This is a genomic window from Sutcliffiella halmapala, from assembly GCF_002019665.1.
In the GTDB taxonomy this organism is placed as follows: Bacteria; Bacillota; Bacilli; order Bacillales; family Bacillaceae_I; genus Sutcliffiella_A; species Sutcliffiella_A halmapala.
This window is the reverse complement of record NZ_KV917375.1, coordinates 100,564-121,260: the sequence shown is the minus strand read 5'-3', so window position 1 is coordinate 121,260 and position 20,697 is coordinate 100,564. Positions and strand designations below refer to the sequence as shown.

At 37.2% G+C, this 20,697-nt stretch carries 22 protein-coding genes; 1 reads left to right on the top strand and 21 read right to left on the bottom strand.

Annotation, left to right across the window (positions count from 1 at the left end; all coding sequences use genetic code 11):
- Positions 1 to 32: 32 nt before the first annotated feature.
- From rplI to BK580_RS00550, 9 genes are all read right to left on the bottom strand, one after another.
- Complete coding sequence (gene rplI, locus BK580_RS00590; protein WP_078378458.1) at positions 33 to 482, bottom strand: 50S ribosomal protein L9; 450 nt, start codon at positions 480 to 482, stop codon at positions 33 to 35.
- The gene (locus tag BK580_RS00585; protein WP_078378457.1) at positions 479 to 2,449 is read right to left on the bottom strand and encodes a DHH family phosphoesterase; all 1,971 of its coding nucleotides are present in this window, start codon (positions 2,447 to 2,449) and stop codon (positions 479 to 481) included. The genes rplI and BK580_RS00585 overlap by 4 nt, the downstream gene beginning before the upstream one ends.
- Before the next feature lie 26 nt (positions 2,450 to 2,475).
- Positions 2,476 to 3,411: a YybS family protein gene (locus BK580_RS00580; RefSeq protein WP_169864720.1), complete on the bottom strand. Its 936-nt coding sequence runs from the start codon at positions 3,409 to 3,411 to the stop codon at positions 2,476 to 2,478.
- 600 nt (positions 3,412 to 4,011) lie between these two features.
- The gene (gene rpsR, locus BK580_RS00575) at positions 4,012 to 4,251 is read right to left on the bottom strand and encodes a 30S ribosomal protein S18 (RefSeq protein ID WP_078378455.1); all 240 of its coding nucleotides are present in this window, start codon (positions 4,249 to 4,251) and stop codon (positions 4,012 to 4,014) included.
- Between the two features lie 115 nt (positions 4,252 to 4,366).
- Entirely contained in the window at positions 4,367 to 4,891 is a 525-nt protein-coding gene (ssb, locus tag BK580_RS00570; protein ID WP_078378454.1) for a single-stranded DNA-binding protein, read from the bottom strand.
- 45 nt (positions 4,892 to 4,936) lie between these two features.
- Positions 4,937 to 5,227 (bottom strand): 30S ribosomal protein S6, encoded by a 291-nt coding sequence (gene rpsF, locus BK580_RS00565; RefSeq protein WP_078378453.1) that lies wholly within the window; start codon positions 5,225 to 5,227, stop codon positions 4,937 to 4,939.
- Positions 5,228 to 5,345: 118 nt separating this feature from the next.
- On the bottom strand, positions 5,346 to 6,446 hold the full coding sequence (ychF, locus tag BK580_RS00560; protein ID WP_078378452.1) for a redox-regulated ATPase YchF: 1,101 nt from the start codon (positions 6,444 to 6,446) through the stop codon (positions 5,346 to 5,348).
- Positions 6,447 to 6,695: 249 nt separating this feature from the next.
- The gene (locus tag BK580_RS00555; protein ID WP_078378451.1) at positions 6,696 to 6,896 is read right to left on the bottom strand and encodes a DUF951 domain-containing protein; all 201 of its coding nucleotides are present in this window, start codon (positions 6,894 to 6,896) and stop codon (positions 6,696 to 6,698) included.
- A gap of 391 nt (positions 6,897 to 7,287) precedes the next feature.
- Positions 7,288 to 8,304 carry a YkvI family membrane protein gene (locus tag BK580_RS00550; RefSeq protein ID WP_078378450.1) on the bottom strand — a complete coding sequence of 339 codons (1,017 nt, stop codon included), beginning with the start codon at positions 8,302 to 8,304 and terminating at the stop codon, positions 7,288 to 7,290.
- 97 nt (positions 8,305 to 8,401) lie between these two features.
- On the opposite strand from BK580_RS00550, the gene yyaC reads away from it, so the two are divergent.
- A complete protein-coding gene (gene yyaC, locus BK580_RS00545; RefSeq protein WP_078378449.1) occupies positions 8,402 to 9,040 on the top strand; it encodes a spore protease YyaC in 639 nt (212 codons plus the stop codon).
- A 105-nt stretch (positions 9,041 to 9,145) separates the two neighbouring features.
- Here the strand turns inward: yyaC and BK580_RS00540 are convergent, their stop codons facing one another.
- From BK580_RS00540 to rpmH, 12 genes are all read right to left on the bottom strand, one after another.
- The gene (locus tag BK580_RS00540) at positions 9,146 to 9,850 is read right to left on the bottom strand and encodes a DUF554 domain-containing protein (protein ID WP_078378448.1); all 705 of its coding nucleotides are present in this window, start codon (positions 9,848 to 9,850) and stop codon (positions 9,146 to 9,148) included.
- A gap of 67 nt (positions 9,851 to 9,917) precedes the next feature.
- Positions 9,918 to 10,766, bottom strand: coding sequence for a ParB/RepB/Spo0J family partition protein (locus tag BK580_RS00535; RefSeq protein WP_078378447.1), 849 nt, complete (start codon positions 10,764 to 10,766; stop codon positions 9,918 to 9,920).
- The gene (locus tag BK580_RS00530; protein WP_078378446.1) at positions 10,759 to 11,520 is read right to left on the bottom strand and encodes a ParA family protein; all 762 of its coding nucleotides are present in this window, start codon (positions 11,518 to 11,520) and stop codon (positions 10,759 to 10,761) included. The genes BK580_RS00535 and BK580_RS00530 overlap by 8 nt, the downstream gene beginning before the upstream one ends.
- Before the next feature lie 241 nt (positions 11,521 to 11,761).
- Positions 11,762 to 12,607, bottom strand: coding sequence for a nucleoid occlusion protein (gene noc, locus BK580_RS00525; protein WP_078378445.1), 846 nt, complete (start codon positions 12,605 to 12,607; stop codon positions 11,762 to 11,764).
- Between the two features lie 98 nt (positions 12,608 to 12,705).
- Positions 12,706 to 13,422: a 16S rRNA (guanine(527)-N(7))-methyltransferase RsmG gene (gene rsmG / locus BK580_RS00520; protein ID WP_078378444.1), complete on the bottom strand. Its 717-nt coding sequence runs from the start codon at positions 13,420 to 13,422 to the stop codon at positions 12,706 to 12,708.
- A 33-nt stretch (positions 13,423 to 13,455) separates the two neighbouring features.
- Entirely contained in the window at positions 13,456 to 15,345 is a 1,890-nt protein-coding gene (gene mnmG, locus BK580_RS00515; protein ID WP_078378443.1) for a tRNA uridine-5-carboxymethylaminomethyl(34) synthesis enzyme MnmG, read from the bottom strand.
- Between the two features lie 16 nt (positions 15,346 to 15,361).
- Positions 15,362 to 16,750: a tRNA uridine-5-carboxymethylaminomethyl(34) synthesis GTPase MnmE gene (gene mnmE / locus BK580_RS00510; RefSeq protein ID WP_078378442.1), complete on the bottom strand. Its 1,389-nt coding sequence runs from the start codon at positions 16,748 to 16,750 to the stop codon at positions 15,362 to 15,364.
- Positions 16,751 to 17,299: 549 nt separating this feature from the next.
- On the bottom strand, positions 17,300 to 17,521 hold the full coding sequence (locus BK580_RS00500) for a hypothetical protein (protein WP_139364811.1): 222 nt from the start codon (positions 17,519 to 17,521) through the stop codon (positions 17,300 to 17,302).
- A 47-nt stretch (positions 17,522 to 17,568) separates the two neighbouring features.
- Complete coding sequence (gene jag, locus BK580_RS00495; RefSeq protein ID WP_078378439.1) at positions 17,569 to 18,204, bottom strand: RNA-binding cell elongation regulator Jag/EloR; 636 nt, start codon at positions 18,202 to 18,204, stop codon at positions 17,569 to 17,571.
- On the bottom strand, positions 18,201 to 18,977 hold the full coding sequence (gene spoIIIJ / locus BK580_RS00490) for a YidC family membrane integrase SpoIIIJ (protein ID WP_078378438.1): 777 nt from the start codon (positions 18,975 to 18,977) through the stop codon (positions 18,201 to 18,203). The genes jag and spoIIIJ overlap by 4 nt, the downstream gene beginning before the upstream one ends.
- Positions 18,978 to 19,108: 131 nt before the next feature.
- The gene (gene rnpA, locus BK580_RS00485) at positions 19,109 to 19,462 is read right to left on the bottom strand and encodes a ribonuclease P protein component (RefSeq protein WP_139364959.1); all 354 of its coding nucleotides are present in this window, start codon (positions 19,460 to 19,462) and stop codon (positions 19,109 to 19,111) included.
- A 136-nt stretch (positions 19,463 to 19,598) separates the two neighbouring features.
- Positions 19,599 to 19,733, bottom strand: coding sequence for a 50S ribosomal protein L34 (gene rpmH, locus BK580_RS00480; protein WP_078378436.1), 135 nt, complete (start codon positions 19,731 to 19,733; stop codon positions 19,599 to 19,601).
- Between the last annotated feature and the right edge of the window lie 964 nt (positions 19,734 to 20,697).

Sequence of the window (20,697 nt, the reverse complement as noted above, 5' to 3'; positions counted from 1 at the left end):
AAAGAAAACTCGGCAAATGCCGAGCAACGGTGTTATTTTTGTTCAGTCACATGTACTTTTAAGGTTGCTGTTACCTCTGAATGTAACTTAACTGGTACATTCGTATAGCCTAAAGCACGAATCGCATCGTTCAGTTCCATTTTTCGTTTATCGATTTTGATTTTATGCTTTTTTTGAAGTTCTTCCGCCACTTGTTTCGTTGTGATGGAACCAAACAAACGACCACCTTCTCCAGCCTTTGTTTGGAATTCTATTGTTAAGTTCTCTAAGGTTTCTTTTAATTGTTTCGCATTCTCTAACTCTTGCTCTGCTTCTTTTACTTCTTTATTTTTTTGTGCTTCTAATGACTTAAGGTTACCATTTGAAGCTTCCATCGCCAAGCCTTGTTTTAGTAGAAAATTATGGGCATAACCGTCTGCTACGTTTTTTACTTCCCCTTTTTTCCCTTTTCCTTTTACGTCTTTTAAGAATATTACTCTCATTCTTTGGAACCTCCCTCTAGGTATTCATTTATTATTTCTTTCAGACTACTCTCTGCTTCATCTATTGTCATCGTAAGTTGCGTCGCGGCATTCGTCAAGTGTCCGCCACCGCCCAGTTTTTCCATCACTACTTGAACATTTATATCTCCTAGTGAACGTGCACTTATGCTTACCTGATCACCATTTCTATGTGCGATCACAAAAGAAGTATTGATATCACTCATCGCGAGTAATGTGTCAGCAGCCTGCGCAATCATAACTTGATCAAATGCATCTTCAGGATTTCCTTTTGCGATGACAATTCCATCTTGATACAAATAAGCACTTTCTATCAGTTTTGCTCGTTTTACAAAGCGATCAAGATTTTCTTTTAAAAGCTTTTGCACTAAAATCGTGTCCGCTCCCTGTGAACGTAGAAAAGATGCCGCATCAAATGTCCGCGACCCTGTTCGGACAGTAAAGCTTTTTGTATCTACTATTATACCAGCAAGTAGGGCGGTTGCTTCAAGCATAGTGATTTTAATACGCTTAGGCTGGTATTGTAAGAGTTCTGTTACAAGCTCCGCTGTAGAAGAAGCATATGGCTCCATGTATACCAATAAAGGATCATCAATAAAATCTTCTCCACGACGATGATGATCGATAACTACTACATTTTCTAGCTTATTTAGAAGCTTTTCCTCTATTACAAGCGAAGGCTTATGTGTGTCTACGATAACTAGTAATGTATCATTTGTTGCCATATCATACGCTTCTTCTGGACTAACGAATTTTTCCCAAAGCTCGTCATGACTTTTCAGTTCATTTAATAAGCGATGAATACTAGCATCTATCTCATTTTGATTCAATACAATATAAGATTCTTTTTGATTTAATTCAGCCACTTTTGCAATTCCAATAGCAGCTCCGATTGCATCCATATCTGGATATTTATGTCCCATAATTATGACCTTATCACTTTCGTGAATCAGCTCTTTTAACGCATGAGAAATAACACGTGCTCTTACTCTTGTACGTTTTTCCATTGGATTGGTTTTTCCACCGTAAAAACGAACTTTTCCATTTGTTTGTTTTATTGCCACTTGATCTCCACCACGACCCAGGGCTAAATCTAAGCTTGATTGTGCCATTTGTCCGAGTTCAGGTAGTGAAGGTACCCCTGTTCCAATTCCGACACTTAAAGTTAATGGCATACTCTGTTTGGCAGTTTGTTCACGAACTTCATCTAGTAACGTGAATTTGTTTTTCTCTAGCTGTATTAAAATATGCTCATTTAACACCACAATAAATCGTTCCATGGACGTTCGCTTTAGGAATACACCATTTTCCATCGCCCATTTATTGATGATTGAAGTAACTTGGCTATTAATAGTACTTTTTGTTTGGTCATCCATTCCTTGTGTTACTTCATCATAATTATCTAAAAAGATGATACCGAGCACGGTGCGCTCATCTTCATATAATTTCTCGATTTGTGTTTGTTCGGTAATGTCGAAAAAGTAAATTAATCGCTCTGCTTTTTTAATGACCACTTTATATTTTCTATCGTAAAGGGGGATCATCTCAGTTTCGACATCTTGTTTAAGCAACGGAATTAAGTTTTCGCCAACATCATAAAGTGACCTTCCTACTAAAGTCTCCTCGTGAAAGCAGGAAGCAAGAAATGGATTGGTCCACTCAATTTGATATTCATCATTATAAAGCATAATTCCAATCGGCATTTCCATTAATGCCTCTTCGCCAACTTTTTTTAATCGATACGATAAGGTCGATATGTACGCTTCCATTTCCTTCTTAGCTATTTGTTCTACTTTCATATAGAAGTAAACGACTACACCAAGGAGCAGAAAACTAACTAGCCCTATTTGCCATTGGAAAAACATAATAACCCCAAACTGAATAAACGCAATAACTAATAAAGTGTAAAAGGGGTATCGGAAATTTAGTTTTTCAAAATAATTAGGCATAAATTTTTCAGCTCCTAATTAATAATTTACTTTTTACTGTTTATCCTCTTTCTTAAATTAAACCCTATATCTATTATTCCTATCATTCTTATTATATAGAGCAATGGTGAGAGAAGGAAGGAGAAAATTAACACCATGATTGGGATAGCCTTTGGAATCTTTTTCTCATAACAAATAAAGAAAAGAAAGGATAGTCCCTGAATCGTCATGAGTAGCATGAGAATGAAGGAAAGATTGACGATAGCAAGATAAAGAGTCGTTCCTTCTTCCGGAAGACTAAGCGATAAAAGAAGTACTATTAGGTAATACCACAATAGACTCTTTGGTAACACTAATTCGCGGAATGGAGGGAAAGCATTCACTTCTATCTTTAATCTTTTTAATACAATCACTGATACCCATTGGGAGATAAAAGCAAAAACAAAGGCAATCGTAACCAAAAAGGAAGGCATTAAATAAATAAAACCATCCATAGTTTGTTGTACTTGCTCCATCGCTTCCTCTGCATTTTGTTTCCCTAAGGTAGAAGCCAATAACTCTGCAGAAATTACGGACTGTTCAGCAGATTCTTTTACCATTTCCATAATATCAATGTTAAATATAACGATTGTTACTATATAGCCTAATAGTAGATTTAGTAAGTATACACCTGTACCTGCACCTAATACGGCATAGCGATTGCTATTCTTGGAAAAGAAGTATCCCATTACCACACCAGCTGTGCTCACAGGTATGCAAAGCAACAAGATTACGGGAGTAAAAAAAAGCATACTTAATAAATTTGCTATCACTATAAACCAAAGACCTGATTTCCAGCCATTTCGAATAGTATAGATAACAAAAGGAATAATCAACCCACAAAGAGTGACTAGTCCTACAAATGGAATAAACAGTGTTACCAGAAGAAGCAGGATGAAAACACCGAGCAATACTGCTCCTTCTGTAATATTTTTGGTTTTCAAGGGTTCAAACCTCCACAAAAACTTTAGTAATAGTTCGTTTCTTAAAAGCTACCCTGAAAATAGTAAGGTGTCCCCTTTGAACGCCCTGTAAATTTCCGTGCCAGGCGTTCGCTTTCCGCGGGGCGCTTGTGGAGCCTCCTCGGCTTCTAGGCCTGCGGGGTCTCCACAAAACGCTACTTCCCGCAGGAGTCTCACACCTTCTACTTCAATCTACAGGGGGAGACGAGGAAACTTAACATTCCCCTTTTTCATCAACCCTGGTGCAATTTTTCTTTGTATTCCATGGGTGTCTATCCTGAAAATAGTAAGATTAATTAACCTTAGTCTATTTGCATCTGTCATGGGTTTGTTACTAACAGGAGTGTCTATTATAAAGAAACGTTTAAATAAGAAAAGATATCATGATTATATATATTCTTCTTCTGGTTGTACGATAGGTGACGTTCAATCAGAAAAAAACTTTTTTAACAATATGTATAGTTTATCCTTAAGATTCTATTACAATCAAATCTTAAGGTTTTTTTAGTTCCTTTACTAGCAAAAAGGAAGGCAGCAAGATATTCTCTCACTGCCTTCCTTTTTTATTATATATGAGCGAAATTACTCACCAGATACGTATGGTAGTAATGCCATTTGACGAGCGCGTTTGATAGCGATCGTTAATTTACGTTGGTATTTCGCACTAGTTCCTGTTACACGACGAGGTAAAATTTTACCACGCTCGGAAACGAACTTTTTCAGTACATCGATTTCTTTGTAATCGATATTAGTGATACCGTTTGCTGTGAAGAAACAAACCTTACGACGTTTGTTGCGTCCACCTCTACGTCCTCCTGCCATTTTATTCACTCCTTTGCAATAGATTTTTTGTTTTTTATCAAAACGATTCCTTCTAGAAGGTGTTCAAAAGGCTAGTAAAAATAGTTTTTTACCTATTTTTTAAACAACAATCTTATTAGAACGGAAGATCGTCGTCTGAAATATCGATAGGTTGACCATCATTCGCGAATGGATCGTCATCAACACGAGTATAACCTTGGTTGTTGTTATTACTACGTTGTTGTTGGTTCTGATCGTACCCAAACGGAGATGAACCATAGCCTTGATTTTGATTTGGATTAGGACGAGCCGTGTTTCCAGATCCGCCAGAACCACCTGATCCTTTAGGCTCTAAGAATTGAACACCCTCTGCCACTACTTCCGTTACGTATACACGTTTTCCATCTTGGCCTTCATAATTGCGCGTTTGTAACCTGCCATCCACACCTGCTAAGCTTCCTTTTTTCAAGAAGTTCGCTGCGTTTTCAGCTTGTTTTCTCCAAACAACACAGTTTATAAAATCAGCTTCGCGTTCGCCTTGCTGATTTTGGAACGTACGATTAACTGCTAATGTAAAAGTAGCAACCGCCACTCCACTTGGGGTATAGCGTAACTCAGGGTCTTTCGTTAAGCGACCAACTAATACTACGCGATTTAACATCAGAACCACTCCTCCTTGAGACGACGTCCGTGAAGAGGACAACTATTATTTTTCTTCTTTTTTAACAACAATATGACGGATGATGTCTTCGCTAATTTTAGCTAGACGATCAAACTCTTGAACTGCAGCTGGCTCAGAAGCCACGTTTACTAACATATAGTAACCGTCACGGAAATCATTGATTTCGTAAGCTAAGCGGCGTTTGCCCCACTCTTTTGATTCTGAAAGATCTGCACCGTTATCAGCTAAGATCGTGTTAAATCGTTCTACAAGAGCTTTCTTTGCGTCTTCCTCAATGTTTGGACGGATGATATACATGATTTCGTACTTGTTCATCACAGTCACCTCCTTTTGGTCTAAACGGCCCTCTATGGGCAAGGAGCAATCAATTATAAATAATCATTACTCACAAATTTAGATTATATCAGAATACTTGTCAGTTTGCAACAAAGCCTTAAACATTAAAACGGAAATGAATGACATCTCCATCTTTAACAAAATACTCTTTTCCTTCTAAACGCACTTTTCCAGCTTCTTTGGCAGCACCCATCGTACCCGCCGTTAATAAATCTTCATAAGAAACGGTTTCCGCTCGGATAAAACCACGCTCGAAATCAGTATGAATAACTCCAGCACACTGGGGAGCCTTCATGCCGGTTTTAAACGTCCAAGCACGTACTTCTTGCACTCCAGCTGTAAAATAAGTCGCTAATCCCAATAGATTATAAGCTGTACGGATAAGTTGATCTAATCCAGACTCTTTAATTCCAAGCTCTTCTAAAAACATCGCTTTTTCATCTGCATCTAATTCAACAATTTCAGACTCAATTTTTGCACAAACCGTAATAACCTCAGCATTATCTTTTGTAGCAAATTCACGAACTTGCTTTACAAATTCGTTGTCAGAAGTATCCGCAACATCATCTTCTCCAACATTCGCAACATATAATACCGGCTTACTTGTTAATAAATGCATCCCTTTTAAATACTTCACTTGCTCATCTGTTACTTCCACCGTACGAGCAGGTAACTCTTGCTCAAGCGCTTCTTTCACTTTTACTAATACTTCGTGCTCGATAACTGCTTCTTTATCTTTTTGCTTTGCTAATTTCGTTACACGCTCTAAACGCTTATCCACGGATTCTAAATCGGCTAAAATAAGCTCTAGATTGATTGTTTCGATATCTGAAATTGGATTTACACTTCCAGAAACGTGTGTAATATTGTCGTCTTCAAAACAACGCACTACATGACAAATAGCATCTACTTGACGAATATGAGACAAGAACTTATTACCAAGTCCTTCTCCTTTACTTGCACCCTTTACAATTCCGGCAATATCCGTAAACTCAAAATGAGTCGGAACTGTTTTCTTCGGTTTTACTAGTTCTGTTAATTTCTGCAAACGCTCATCGGGAACATCTACAATCCCTACATTTGGATCTATCGTACAAAAAGGGTAATTGGCAGACTCTGCCCCCGCTTGTGTAATCGCATTAAAAAGCGTTGATTTCCCTACGTTTGGAAGACCAACGATACCTGCTGTTAAAGCCATTTTATCCACTCCTAACTTTCCGCTAACACATATTTCAATCTCCCACAATTATAGATACAACCCACAAAAAAGACAAGTCCCACTATTACCATGCTCTACCTCCAAGTCAAAGAGTCATCAACACTACTTGGCTCTAGCTATAATCTTAAGCGCCTCTCCACGCTCACCTTCCAACTCCTACACAGACATCCAAAATCCCCAACAAAAAAACAGCCACTAATAGTAGCTGTCTCCCTGTTCCACGTGAAACTATTCTTCTACACTTCTTACCAAAATCTTCTTAATCTTTCTTGTAAATTCCTTTCTCGGCATCATCACTGAGTGCTGACAGCCTTCACATTTAATCCGAATATCCATGCCCATTCGAACGACCTTCCACTGATTCGCTCCACAAGGATGTCCTTTCTTCATTTCAACTATATCGTTTAAACCAAAAATTTTATCACTCATTATGTACACTCCCATCTATCAAAATTTTATCTGTAGGCAAGGAACTTGTGAACCATTTTCACGAAAATTTATTTTAAATATTGACTATCCTGAAAATATAAGGTGACCCCTTTGAACGCCCTGTAGATTTCCGCAGGCGGCCCGGGAATATAAACTAAACGAATTTTACCTTTTGCGTTATTTTACGGGAAATATACACTTACTTTTACAAGGAATGATCACAATATAATAAGAAAAAGCTTGTTAACAACTTTATCATATTGTCATTTGGAAATATATGCAATTATCTCATCTTCCATTTTTTTTTTCCATTTCTAACACCTTTTTCTCCTCATAAATGCGTCCCCTACCACTATCTGTCTTCTATTACAGTAATACACGGTCGCTTTTCTTACCAGCCTTCACGATTAGTTATTGGATATAGAAGAATACAAACGAGAAGATATAGATTGATTAGACCAAATAGCGGGTAAAGTATTGCTACAAGAACCGAGAAACCAAATAGAGTAAATGGAATCATACAGAGTAACATAAGGGTACAAACTCCCCATAGCGGGATACGTACCTTAGCTCTGAACCTTGTGACAAGTCCAAGCAGACCAGATGCTGCAGTCGTATAAATAGCAACCCAAAGAAGGAGTGTCATGATGAAAATCATATAGTAGGGGTAACTTTGGATAATAGCAAACAGCGGGATTTCAAAGAATTCAATTTTACTTTCTACCATTAGAAGCGTTTGATTATAAAAAAGCGACACGACTCCTAATATTCCTCCACTTCCAATACTTGCTATCAAAACCTCTCCTTTAGTTTTCACTTCTTTTCCAATTGCGGAAAGAACAGCAACAAGCGGAAGTATATTTAGTGCTGTAAAAGTGAAAGCTGCTGGCCAATTGCTTTGGTGAAGACTCGTTATAGGCATGGATTCAGGATCCATTAGAACCGTTCGGAATAATACAACTGCGAGCACAAGGACAATTACAGGAATAATTATGGCATTTACTGTAATCATTCCCTCCACATCATAGAGGAACAATACAATTAACAAAATACAAATAAGCGCGATACCCGCCCAGTAGGGAATGGAAAAAATCTGTAAGGCAGCTCCTCCTCCGGCCAACATAATTGCAGTCGTAGTAAATAAATAAAAAATCATCACTACGTTGTAAATTTTAGCAACTTTAAGGCCTACTAACTTCTCTAAAACTGGAAAGAAATGCTCTGATTTTACGTTTCGGCTAATCTGCAAAATTACATAACAGGCAACTATAAAGAAAACCGTAAACAATAAAATGGCTAGTCCGCTTTCTGCGCCAAAAAATTGCCAAAGTTCACGCCCTGATGCATAACCTGCTCCAATTACTGTACCTAATATTAAGAACATCCAACGAAATCCGCTTTTCCACATACATTTTTCCTCCTACCATCAATAAACCGCAAAGTGGACGTATAGTTTCTAATAAATGGTCGTATACTGTTACTACTATTAAGAAGGAGTGGAACCTATGAATCTTAAATCTAACTTTTTTGAGAAGAAAGGAGGCAATATTCGCATTGCTCATGATGAGGTAAATGCTTATAAGGATATTGCACTTACTATACAATCCAACCTCCCTTCTAGTTCATTATTTCGCCCTATTGTGTTTGTTTGTATAGGAACTGATCGCTCTACTGGAGATTCTTTAGGGCCGCTAGTTGGATCAAAACTACAAGATCAGAAGCTTCATCATATTCATGTATATGGCACATTGGATGAGCCTATTCACGCAGTTAACTTAGCGGAAAAAATAGCCATGATTCAATCCAGTCATTTTAATCCGTTTATCATTGCAATCGATGCTTGTTTAGGTAGGTTAAAGAGCGTGGGGCAACTAACCGTAGCAAATGGTCCAGTGATGCCTGGAGCTGGGGTAAAGAAGGATTTACCACCAGTTGGCGATATTCATCTTACCGGTATCGTGAATGTAAGTGGGTTTATGGAATTTTTTGTTCTCCAAAATACAAGGCTTAGTCTTGTAATGAAAATGGCAAATGTAGTTGCAAATGCTATTAAAGATCTAGACTTAGCGCTAGAGCGCAAAAATTTTCTGGCAACCACATCTGCAGAAAATGACAATTCCACCATGCTTCATACACAAGAATAACTTACAATAAATGTAAATAAAAAAGAACTGATGCTTTTCCTCAGTCCTTTCGCTTTTTTCTATTTTAGAGATAACTCAGTAATCATTAATTTGGATAATCCCATTTTAAAAATATAGGTAGTGTAGAAGTACTAATGATGCCGCTACCATTAATCCTGGTAACAAGTTCGCAACACGTATGGACGTAATTCCTATAATATTTAGTCCTATCGCCATAATCATCACTCCACCAGTTGCGGTTATTTCAAATATAAACAACTCAAGTAATTCAGCAGGAACAAATGAATCGATTTGTGTTGCAAATAAAGCAATCGATCCTTGGTATAAAATCACTGGAATCGCTGAAAATAGAACACCTATACCTAAAGTGGTTGCAAGCACAATACTTGTAAAACCATCAATAATAGATTTGGTATAAAGTACTTGATGATCACCTCTAAGACCACTATCTAAAGAACCTACAACTGCCATGGCACCAATCACAAAAATAAGTGTCGCTGTGACAAAACCTCTAGAAACGGAGCCATGTTGTCCTGTTCCCACCTTTTTTTCTATCCACAAGCCGATATTATTTAACTTTTTATCTAAATCAATCCATTCTCCAATTACTGCTCCAAAAACTAAACTAATAATGACAATTAAAAACTCATTACTCTTAAATCCCATTTGTATGCCAAGTAAGAACACTGCCAATCCAATAACCTTCATCACAGTTTCCTTGGTTTTCTCCGGGATTCTTGTAAAAAGCTTCCCTAATAACGTCCCTATAATGATACATATACCATTAACAAGGGTCCCTAATAATACCATCCTAAAGTCCTCATTTCTCCTTATTCAAAAAAGCAAACCATCTAATTATTTGGATGGTTTGCTTTTTTCATTCTGATTGAGCTAGCAATTCTAACAGTCTATTTAAATCGTCGTCAGAGAAAAACTCTATTTCAATTTTCCCTTTATTTTTAGAACGCTTAATGAACACTGAGGTGCCAAATTTTTCTCTTAAATGGGATTCTTGATCTTTTAAAAAGATATCCGTTTCCCCAGTTTCTTTTTTCGTTTCACGTGAAACATTTTCATTTATATGTTGAATAAATTGTTCTAATTGACGAACATTTAAATGTTCGTTTAACACTTTTTCCATCACTGCTTTAAGCTTTTCTTTTCTCTTTAAGCCTAGTAAAGCTCGTCCATGCCCCATCGAAATTTTTCCTTCATTCATCAATTCCTGGATATATTTCGGAAGGGATAGTAAGCGTACGTGATTCGCAATATGTGGTCTACTTTTACCTAATCTACTTGCAAGCTGTTCTTGAGTAAGGTCTAGCTTAGCCATTAAGGATTGATATGCAGCCGCTTCTTCAATTGGCGTTAGATCTTCCCTCTGTAAATTTTCAAGTAAAGCTAGTTCCATCATTTGTTGCTCGGATAACTCACGTACTACAACTGGAACCTTAGATAATTTTGCTTCTTTCGCAGCACGATAGCGACGTTCGCCAACTACAATTTCAAAACCTTTAATACTTTTTCGTACAATTATTGGTTGCAAAATCCCATGCTGAAGAATCGAATCTCTTAGTTCCTCTATTGCATCTTTTTCAAAAAATTTGCGAGGCTGATATGGATTTGGACGTATTTCTTTGATACTAATTTCTTGCACGATCTCTTCCTTGGAAGCTTCTATGGAAGGAAACAAAGCGTTTATGCCTTTACCTAATCCTTTACCCATGTGTAACCACTTCCTTTGCTAAATCTAAATAAACTTCAGCTCCACGAGATTTTGGATCATAAATAATAATAGGCTCTCCGTGACTAGGAGCTTCGCTTAACCGAATATTACGAGGAATAATTGTTCGGTACACTTTATCTTGGAAGTATTTCTTAACTTCCTCTATTACTTGAATACCAAGATTTGTTCTAGCATCTAACATTGTTAAAAGAACGCCATCTATCATTAATTCTGTATTCAAGTGCTTTTGTACTAATCTTACGGTATTTAATAGCTGACTTAATCCTTCCAACGCGTAGTATTCACATTGAACTGGAATAACGACAGCGTCTGAAGCAGTTAATGCATTAATTGTTAATAGACCTAAAGATGGAGGACAATCTATGATTATGTAATCATACATATTTTTCACATCATCCAATGCTCTTTTCAGTCTAACTTCCCGTGAAATAGTAGGAACTAACTCTATTTCAGCACCTGCTAATTGAATCGTAGCTGGTATAATAGAGAGATTTTCTACTTTAGTTGGTAGAATAACTTTTTTCGCTTCCACGTCTTCTACTAAAATATCATAAATACATTGCTCGACCTCTGCTTTAGCAATGCCTACTCCACTTGTTGCATTGCCTTGTGGATCCACATCGACAAGCAGTACCTTTTTACCAATGTAGGCTAAACAAGCTCCTAAATTAACAGATGTTGTTGTTTTACCTACTCCACCTTTTTGGTTAGCAATAGCAATAATTCTGCCCATGCTGTCACCTGCCTTCAGAAAAGAACATACTTTTTTATTCGTTTCTCACTTATTTTATCATGAATTTACAGAAAGTTAACTTGTTTTTGATAATAATGTAGAAAGAGTTGGCTGCAGAGTTTGGACTGGATAGTAGGTTACTAGTTAAACTGCCTGTTTAAAGATAGCCATCAGAAAAAAAGACTAGCCTGCCATATTGGTTATGTGGCGAGATTAGTCCTTTTAGGTAGGTATTGCTGGTTTATTTTTTTGGTATTCTAATTGTAAATTGATAGTATTCTTCGGTTTCTTCTTCTTGGGAGTCAAGTTTGATTCCACTATCATTTACCATTGTGAGTGATTGACGGATGGTGTTCATCGCAATCCGCATGTCTTTGCTAAATGCTTTGCGTTTTGGTTTAGGTCTTGCAACAGATTGTTCGAGTAGTCTCACAACTCGTTCTTCTGTTTGTTTAACATTTAGTTGCTTTTCAAGTATTTCTTCTAATAAAGCCATTTGCTTTTCAGGCAACTTTAATGGAATAAGTGCACGTGCATGGCGCTCCGTTATTTTCTTTTGAAGTAGAGCATCTTGAATTTCAGATGGCAATTTTAATAAACGTAGCTTATTAGCTACCGTCGATTGCCCTTTTCCAAGTCGTTGTGCTAATGCTTCTTGAGTCAAATTATGAAGTTCTAACAGCTTTGAATAAGCAATCGCTTCTTCGATAGCCGATAACTCTTCTCTTTGTAAATTCTCGATTAAAGCAACTGACGCGGTCTCAGCATCGTTGAAGTTCTTCACGATAGCTGGAATTGTATCCCATCCAAGTTTTTGAACAGCTCTCCAACGACGTTCTCCAGCGATAATTTCAAATTTATTTTCCTCAAACTGGCGAACGACGATTGGTTGAATAATACCGTGAGTTCGAATAGTTAAGGATAATTCTTCAATTCTTTCATCTACAAATACGGTACGAGGTTGATATCTATTAGGAACAATGTCCTGTACTGGTAATTGCTTAATCTCTTCATGATTCGACTTTTCTACTAAATCCTGTTCTTCTTTTTCACCAATTCCAAAAAAACGAGAGAACGGAGATTTCATAGTTCCACCACCTTACGGATAGAATCCCTTAAACTAATTTCGCTGTTTACATCTTTAAATCCTTCTCAAACCAATAAAATGTTTCACATGAAACATTCCTATTCGAGTGGTAATTTATTAGGAGTACCAGGTTTACGCGGGTATTTCTTCGGTGTAGGTTTTACTTTTTGGATAATCAAAATATTTCTTTCACTTTCTTCTAATGGGAGTTGAAATGAATGTATTTCTACTATTTTTCCACCTAGAATTTGTAATGCTTTTTTCCCTTTTTCTACCTCATCATTGGCAGCGGCAGCTTTCATTGGGACGAAATACCCACCTTCTTTGACCAAAGGTAAGCAGAGTTCACTTAGTACGGATAATCTAGCCACCGCTCTTGCCGTTACTAAATCAAACTTTTCTCGATAATCAACCTTTTGACCAAATGTCTCTGCACGATCATGGACAAAATTTACCTCTTTAAGCTCTAATGCTTTAGCAAGCTCTTGAAGAAAAGTAATTCGTTTATTAAGTGAATCTACAATTGTAACTTTTAATGTTGGAAAGCATATTTTAAGAGGAATGCTAGGGAAGCCGGCACCCGCTCCAACATCACATAGTGTTAATTCCTTATTCACATCCACATAAAAGGAGGCAGTAATTGAGTCATAAAAATGCTTCAAATAGACTTCTTCTTCGTCTGTAATAGCAGTGAGATTCATTTTTTCATTCCACTCTACTAGCATTCGATAATATGTATCAAATTGAGAAAGCTGTAAAGGAGTAAGGGTAATACCCTTCTCCTCTAACAGTTTAATAAATTGCTCTTTATTCATTATTCGCTCGTATCCTTTCTGAATCTTCTCGATTTACTCATTAGATACTCTAGCAATACGCCCCTGCTCAAGGTAAACAAGTAGAATAGAAATATCAGCTGGATTTACACCAGAAATCCGGGAAGCTTGTGCAACAGATAGAGGGCGAACTTCCTTCAACTTTTGACGTGCTTCATTCGCTAATCCATGAATAGCATCGTAATCGATGTTTTCTGGGACTTTTTTATTTTCCATTTTTTTCAAACGATCTACTTGCTGTAAAGACTTTTGAATATATCCTTCGTATTTAACTTGAATTTCTACTTGTTCTGCAACATCTGGACTAATTTCCTGTTCAGCTGGAACAAGAATTCTAATATGGTCATAGGTCATTTCAGGGCGCTTTAATAAATCAGCCGCTCTAATTCCATCCTTTAATTCACTTCCACCTGCATTTTTAATCGTTTCTTGCACAAGAGTAGTAGGCTTAATGATAATGGTTTGTAGTCTTTCTTTCTCCGCATCGATATTCTGCTTTTTCTTTTGGAAGTTTTCATTACGCTCTTCAGAGATCAATCCAATCTTATAACCGATGTCCGTTAAACGAAGATCTGCATTATCGTGACGCAATAATAAGCGATATTCCGCACGAGATGTTAGTAAACGGTAAGGCTCATTCGTTCCTTTTGTCACAAGATCATCAACAAGAACACCAATATAAGCATCAGAACGACTTAAGATTAGATCATCTTCACCAGTTGCACGCCTTCCTGCGTTAATTCCAGCCAATATTCCCTGACCAGCTGCCTCTTCATATCCAGAAGTACCATTAATTTGACCAGCTGTATAAAGGTTCTGAATTTTCTTTGTTTCAAGTGTCGGCCAGAGCTGAGTTGGGACAATGGCATCATATTCAATGGCATATCCAGCTCTCATCATTTGAACATTTTCTAAGCCAGGTATTGTGGAAAGAATTTTTCTCTGTACATCCTCTGGCAAACTTGTCGAAAGTCCTTGAACATAGACTTCTTGTGTATTTCTTCCTTCTGGCTCTAAGAAAATTTGATGACGCGGCTTATCATTAAAACGAACGATCTTATCTTCTATAGAAGGACAATATCTTGGTCCTGTTCCTTTTATCATCCCAGAATACATAGGAGAGCGATGTAGGTTTTCGTCAATTAATGCATGTGTTTCAGGACTTGTATATGTTAACCAACATGGTAATTGGTCTGTGATATATTCTGTTGTCTCGTAAGAAAATGCCCGTGGAGTGTCATCACCAGGCTGAATTTCTGTCTTGCTGTAATCGATTGAGGAACTATTTACACGTGGTGGTGTTCCTGTTTTAAAGCGAACTAAATCAAATCCCAACTCCTCCAAGTGCTCAGACAGCTTAATGGAAGGTTGCTGATTGTTAGGGCCGCTTAAATATTGAAGATCCCCCATGATAATTCTTCCGCGAAGGAAGGTCCCAGTTGTGATTACAACAGTTTTCGACTCATAAATTGCGCCTGTTTGTGTAATAACGCCTTTACAGACACCGTCTTCTACGATTAATTTTTCGACCATCCCTTGTAGCAAAGTGATATTGGGTTCATTTTCAATCGTTTTCTTCATTTCGTGCTGATAAAGAAATTTATCTGCTTGGGCACGTAATGCACGTACAGCTGGGCCTTTCCCAGTATTCAACATCCGCATTTGGATATGGGTTTTATCAATATTTTTTCCCATTTCTCCACCTAGTGCATCAATTTCACGTACTACAATACCTTTTGCCGGCCCACCTACAGATGGGTTACATGGCATAAAAGCAACCATATCTAAATTAATGGTGATCATGAGCGTCTTTGCTCCTAATCGAGCGGAGGCAAGTCCTGCTTCTACTCCAGCATGACCCGCACCGATTACGATTACATCATAGGAACCTGCATGATATTCCATGGTGTTCCCTCCTATCTTATTTACCTAAACAAAATTGTGAAAATAACTGATCAATCAAACTTTCGTGAACCGCATCTCCGATAATTTCACCGAGTAATTCCCAGGTTCTTGTTAAATCTATTTGAACAATATCTATGGGTATTCCACTTTCTACCCCTTCTATTGCATCTTCTAATGTCTTTTGTGCTTGAGCTAGTAAGCCAATATGTCGCGAGTTGGACACGTACGTTAAATCGCCTGCTTCTAAATTCCCTTGGAAAAACATCGATGAAATGGCTTCTTCTAACTGATCAACCCCTTCATCTTCTTTCAAGGAGGTTGTAATAACAGGTTGATTCTTGGCGAATGCTTGTACTCTTTGAAGATCTATCTGCTGTGATAAATCAGTCTTATTTACGATGACAATGACATCCATTCCATTCACTGCATCAAATAATTTCTCATCCTCATGAGATAATACTTCGTTATAATTTAGTACAAGGAGAATTAAATCCGCTTTTTTTAGAACTTCTCGAGATCGTTCCACCCCGATTCGCTCTACAATATCCTCCGTCTCTCTTATACCTGCCGTATCGACTAAACGTAAAGGAACGCCGCGAACATTCACATATTCTTCAATAACATCCCTCGTAGTCCCTGGAATATCTGTCACAATTGCTTTATTTTCATGTACCAGACTATTTAATAGGGAGGACTTCCCAACATTGGGCCTACCGATAATGACAGTGGATAAACCTTCTCTAAGAATTTTTCCTTGATGAGAGGTTTGCAACAGTTTTTCTAGTTCCTCTTTAACATAAGATGCTTTTTCTAAAAGAAGTTTATGTGTCATTTCTTCTACATCATCGTATTCTGGATAATCAATATTCACTTCTACATGTGCTAACGTTTCTAATATTTCTTGACGTAGCTTCTGAATTAACTTCGATAAGCGTCCTTCCATTTGACCCAGTGCTACGTTCATGGCGCGATCTGTTTTTGCTCGAATTAAGTCCATTACCGCTTCTGCTTGGGATAGATCAATTCTCCCATTTAGAAACGCTCGCTTTGTAAACTCACCTGGTTCTGCTAATCTTGCACCTCTACTTAATACAAGTTGAAGAAGTTTGTTCACTGAAACTAATCCACCATGACAATTTATTTCGATAACATCTTCTCTTGTAAAAGTTTTTGGACCTCTCATAACAGATACCATTACTTCTTCTACCGTTAACTTCGTCTTTGGATCGACGATATGACCGTAGTGAATGGTATGAGATGCCACATCATTCATTTTTTTGTTAGAGGCACTTACAAATATTTCGTCAATAATTTGGAAGGATTCCTCTCCACTTAAACGAACGATAGCAATTGCTCCCTCTCCCATTGGAGTTGAGATTGCGGCGATTGTATCTAACTCATACATGTCATTCACCTCATTTCTTTTTTATCATTGGCTAGCCTGAAAACAGGAAGGTTACCTGTTAAACTCCCTGATGATTTCCGTGCCAGGCGTTCGCTTTCCGCGGGCGGCCTCGGGAGCCTCCTCGGCGAAAAACGCCTGTGGGGTCTCCCTTCGACTCGCATTCCCGCAGGAGTCTCACGCCTTGCACTCCAATCATTAGGAGAGACGGGGATACTGGACGGACCACTTTTCCATCATCAATGGTGTAATTTTTCTTTACATTGCATTGGTGTCTACCTTGAAAATGCAGTGTCACTTTCAAACTCCCTGATGATCTCCGGGCCAGGTGTTCGCTTTCCATGAGTAGGCTTCGCTCCAACACCTGTTTGGGTTATTAAATATCTATATATAAGAAAGTAAAGTTGTTTCCTTATCTCTCTTCAAGTAATTCCCTTGTTCTCGAACTTATACTTATTTTTTCTAATTGATTAACTAATTAAGGTTAGCATAATTTATATGACTTTTAAAGTATTCACGTTCGACAGTTATCCACAAAAATTTCCCAGAATGTTAAACATCCACCTTTAATTTTAACTTATCCACATGTGAATAACAACAAACAAAACTTTGAACCTCTTCTTCATCATTTCCCTTCATGGCATTTTGAAACATATCTCCTTTAAAGTAAATAATTTTCTTCTGAATAGAACAAAAGCGCTGGAGCTGGACGTCACTCCCCTTACTAAACACACAACCCACCGTGCGTTTTTTATATGTTCTTACTCTACGCAAAAAAAAGCTGGCTCCCATTTCTGGAAGACAGCTTTCATGCTCTTTACTTATTTCGTTACTTTTTTCTTTTTTGGTGTAATAACTAGTGAACGATTCGGTTCCTTACCAACAGAATACGTTTCAACTTCTGGGTATCCAGAAATTATCGAATGCATCACTTTTCGTTCAAAGGATGGCATCGGCTCCAAATGAACATCCTGCTTTGTTAGTAACGCTTTTTGTGCTAATCTTTCCGCCAATTGTTCTAGCGTTTCACGCCTTTTTTCTCTATATCCTTCAGCATCTACTACTACGGAAAGATATTGATTGGAATAGCGATTCGCCACAATTTGCGTTAAATATTGAAGAGAGTTGAGGGTTTGTCCTCTTTTTCCAATGATTAAAGCTGTTTTCTCTCCGCTAATGGATATAGAAATATTTCTACCGTCCACTTTTGTTTCTAATTCGGCGATAATATTCATTTCTGTCAGAACTTTTTTTAAGAAATTCGTCGATTCTTCGATGGGATCATATTTTATCTTGACTGATACAATACTTGGCTTGGCACCAAACAGTCCGAATAATCCTTTTTTGCCTTCCTCAACGATAGTAATTTCTGCACGGTCTCTTGATGTGTTTAGTTGAGCTAAAGCAGTTTGGACAGCTTCCTCGACTGATGGACCAGTTGCAGTTATTTCTCTCACTTTTTCGTTCCTCCTGCAGATTCAGTAGCAGCTGCTTTTCTGAGATCTGGTCCTTTAATAAAGTACGTTTGAACAATCATGAAGATATTACCTACTACCCAGTATAAAGAAAGTGCTGCTGGGAAGTTAATCGCAAATACCACGATCATGATTGGCATAATCCAAAGCATCATTACCATTTGAGGGTTATTTTCCATCCCTGCCATCATAATCTTTTGCTGAATAAATGTCGTGATTCCAGCTACAACTGGTAAAATAAAGAATTGATCTGGTTCACCTAGGTCAAACCATAAGAAATTATGTTCTGCAATTTCACGTGTACGAGTAATCGCATGGAAAAATCCAATTAAGATTGGCATTTGAACCAATAAAGGAAAACATCCTGCTAGTGGATTTACACCATGCTTTTGGAATAATCCCATTGTTTCTTGTTGAAGCTTTTGCTGTGTTTTTTGGTCTTTAGAGCTATATTTTTCACGAAGTGCTTTCATTTCTGGTTGTATTGCTTGCATTGCCTTAGTATTCTTAGTTTGTTTAATCATTAAAGGTAAGATAGCAAATCTTATTAGCAAAGTTACAATAATGATGGATAAACCATACCCATTATTTAGTAATGTTGCAAAATACGTAATTAACCACGATAGTGGGTAAACGATATACTCATTCCAAAACCCTTCGCTATCTTTTGTAATTGGCTGATTAATTTCCGTACAGCCTGTTAGTAAGACTACAAGTCCAACAAGGCCCAATAGTAGCCATATTCGTTTTTTCAACCTCTTTTTCCTCCTTTTTACACAAAAAAAATAATTCCTATTACATCCTACCACTTTTAATCTAATAATAGAATAAATGACAGGACTCTGACAAAATTTTTACACTTTTATCCCTAGTATATGAGAGTACTTTAATTACCTCTTGTTTTCGAAAGGACTGGAATTTTTCGAATAACATGATGGAGGCTCTTCTCAACTTCTTCATATGTCATTTCCGCTGTCGGCTTCCGTGCAATCACTACAATATCCACGTACCCAGGTAACTGCTCTTTCATTTCTAGAAAAGCTTGGCGAACTAAACGCTTAATTCGATTCCTAGTTACAGCGTTTCCAATCTTTTTACTTACAGACAACCCAATTCGAAATTGAGGCTGCTCTTTTTTTTCAAGTGCGTAGATCACAAATTGTCGATTTGCCATAGATTTTCCGCCTTGGAACACATGTTGAAACTCTTTATTTTTTTTTATTCTTTGTTCTTTTCTCACCATGTGTTTCCCCCTATCGCAGCAATTTCCTAAATGGAGCCTTTTCACATTCTTTCTAATTTAATGTGAAAACATAACAAAAATCTAAATTTTTCTTGTTCAAAATAGTAAAAAAGACCACTGACAGTCAGTGGCCTTATGCGGATAATACTTTTCTTCCCTTACGACGACGGCGCGCAAGTACTTTACGTCCGTTAGCAGAACTCATACGCTCGCGGAAACCGTGTACTTTACTACGTTTACGTTTATTTGGTTGAAACGTTCTTTTCATTACTATGACACCTCCCTGAGGATTACCTTCAAATTATAGAAAAACAATTTATACTACTAGGATCCAAAAGACCATACTAGCCGTTTTTCTTCTCTCGTTGGAAAGTCTTGCTTTCCTATAATATAAATTTTTAACAGACAGTCTTATCAATTATAGAGAATATACCATCGAAATGTCAACTTCCCAATAGTTAGTATAAATTCCATTGGCGCTGAAAGCAACCTTTTCTTTTTTATTAGCAAAAACTAACAAGAAAATTAATCTACAATTACAGTTTGTATTTTACTCCTTCTATAATAAGCTAATCTTCCCACTAATACGCTACTCCATATAATACGCTTCTAAATATTAGTTGATCTGCTTGTCCATTCAAAGTAATTAGTAGCTAAGTCGGTTTATTGTAGTTTGTGCAAATTTATCGTTATTAACTATTTATTCTAGAGGAAGTTCAAAACTTTGAAAACGACAATTTTGGATTTCTTTTTCTTTTGAATACGCACTTTTAGTAATTTTTGTACATTGTTGATAACTTTTTTCGAGTTTTTTCGTCATCCACAACAGTTATCGACAGGGTTTACACAGTATATTGTGTTGTGGAAAACTTTTCTCCACAAGATGTGTCGATTGTGGATAATCTAAAAAATACATTGCAACATAAGGTTTTATTTGATATTATAGTTGTGTTTTCACTCTTATTAATTATCAACACAAAAACAGTTGTCCACAGATTGTGGATAAGATGTGGATAGTTATTCAAGGTTGTGTGTAAGTATTTGTCCACAGATTGAAAAATGTGTCGAAAACTACTTTTCTACTATATTATATGTTATGCACAGTATACGAATGAATAAACATACATCAGGTGTTTTTCTAAAGAAGGTTTGTTAAACAAAACTTGTACAGATAAGCACCTTTATTTATTTTCTCAAAGAATATTTACCATTGAATGTTGTTTTTCGTACGT

Coding starts and splice junctions, on each gene's coding strand:
- BK580_RS00540 (WP_078378448.1), bottom strand. CDS start 9,850: ATGGTATTATTAGGGACCCTTGTTAATGGTATATGTATCATTATAGGG.
- BK580_RS00585 (WP_078378457.1), bottom strand. CDS start 2,449: ATGCCTAATTATTTTGAAAAACTAAATTTCCGATACCCCTTTTACACT.
- BK580_RS00555 (WP_078378451.1), bottom strand. CDS start 6,896: ATGAGTGATAAAATTTTTGGTTTAAACGATATAGTTGAAATGAAGAAA.
- rsmG (WP_078378444.1), bottom strand. CDS start 13,422: ATGAATAAAGAGCAATTTATTAAACTGTTAGAGGAGAAGGGTATTACC.
- rpsF (WP_078378453.1), bottom strand. CDS start 5,227: ATGAACAAGTACGAAATCATGTATATCATCCGTCCAAACATTGAGGAA.
- yyaC (WP_078378449.1), top strand. CDS start 8,402: ATGAATCTTAAATCTAACTTTTTTGAGAAGAAAGGAGGCAATATTCGC.
- rpmH (WP_078378436.1), bottom strand. CDS start 19,733: ATGAAAAGAACGTTTCAACCAAATAAACGTAAACGTAGTAAAGTACAC.
- BK580_RS00535 (WP_078378447.1), bottom strand. CDS start 10,766: ATGGGTAAAGGATTAGGTAAAGGCATAAACGCTTTGTTTCCTTCCATA.
- BK580_RS00530 (WP_078378446.1), bottom strand. CDS start 11,520: ATGGGCAGAATTATTGCTATTGCTAACCAAAAAGGTGGAGTAGGTAAA.
- noc (WP_078378445.1), bottom strand. CDS start 12,607: ATGAAATCTCCGTTCTCTCGTTTTTTTGGAATTGGTGAAAAAGAAGAA.
- ssb (WP_078378454.1), bottom strand. CDS start 4,891: ATGTTAAATCGCGTAGTATTAGTTGGTCGCTTAACGAAAGACCCTGAG.
- rplI (WP_078378458.1), bottom strand. CDS start 482: ATGAGAGTAATATTCTTAAAAGACGTAAAAGGAAAAGGGAAAAAAGGG.
- BK580_RS00550 (WP_078378450.1), bottom strand. CDS start 8,304: ATGTGGAAAAGCGGATTTCGTTGGATGTTCTTAATATTAGGTACAGTA.
- ychF (WP_078378452.1), bottom strand. CDS start 6,446: ATGGCTTTAACAGCAGGTATCGTTGGTCTTCCAAACGTAGGGAAATCA.
- mnmE (WP_078378442.1), bottom strand. CDS start 16,750: ATGTATGAGTTAGATACAATCGCCGCAATCTCAACTCCAATGGGAGAG.
- rpsR (WP_078378455.1), bottom strand. CDS start 4,251: ATGGCAGGAGGACGTAGAGGTGGACGCAACAAACGTCGTAAGGTTTGT.
- mnmG (WP_078378443.1), bottom strand. CDS start 15,345: ATGGAATATCATGCAGGTTCCTATGATGTAATCGTAATCGGTGCGGGT.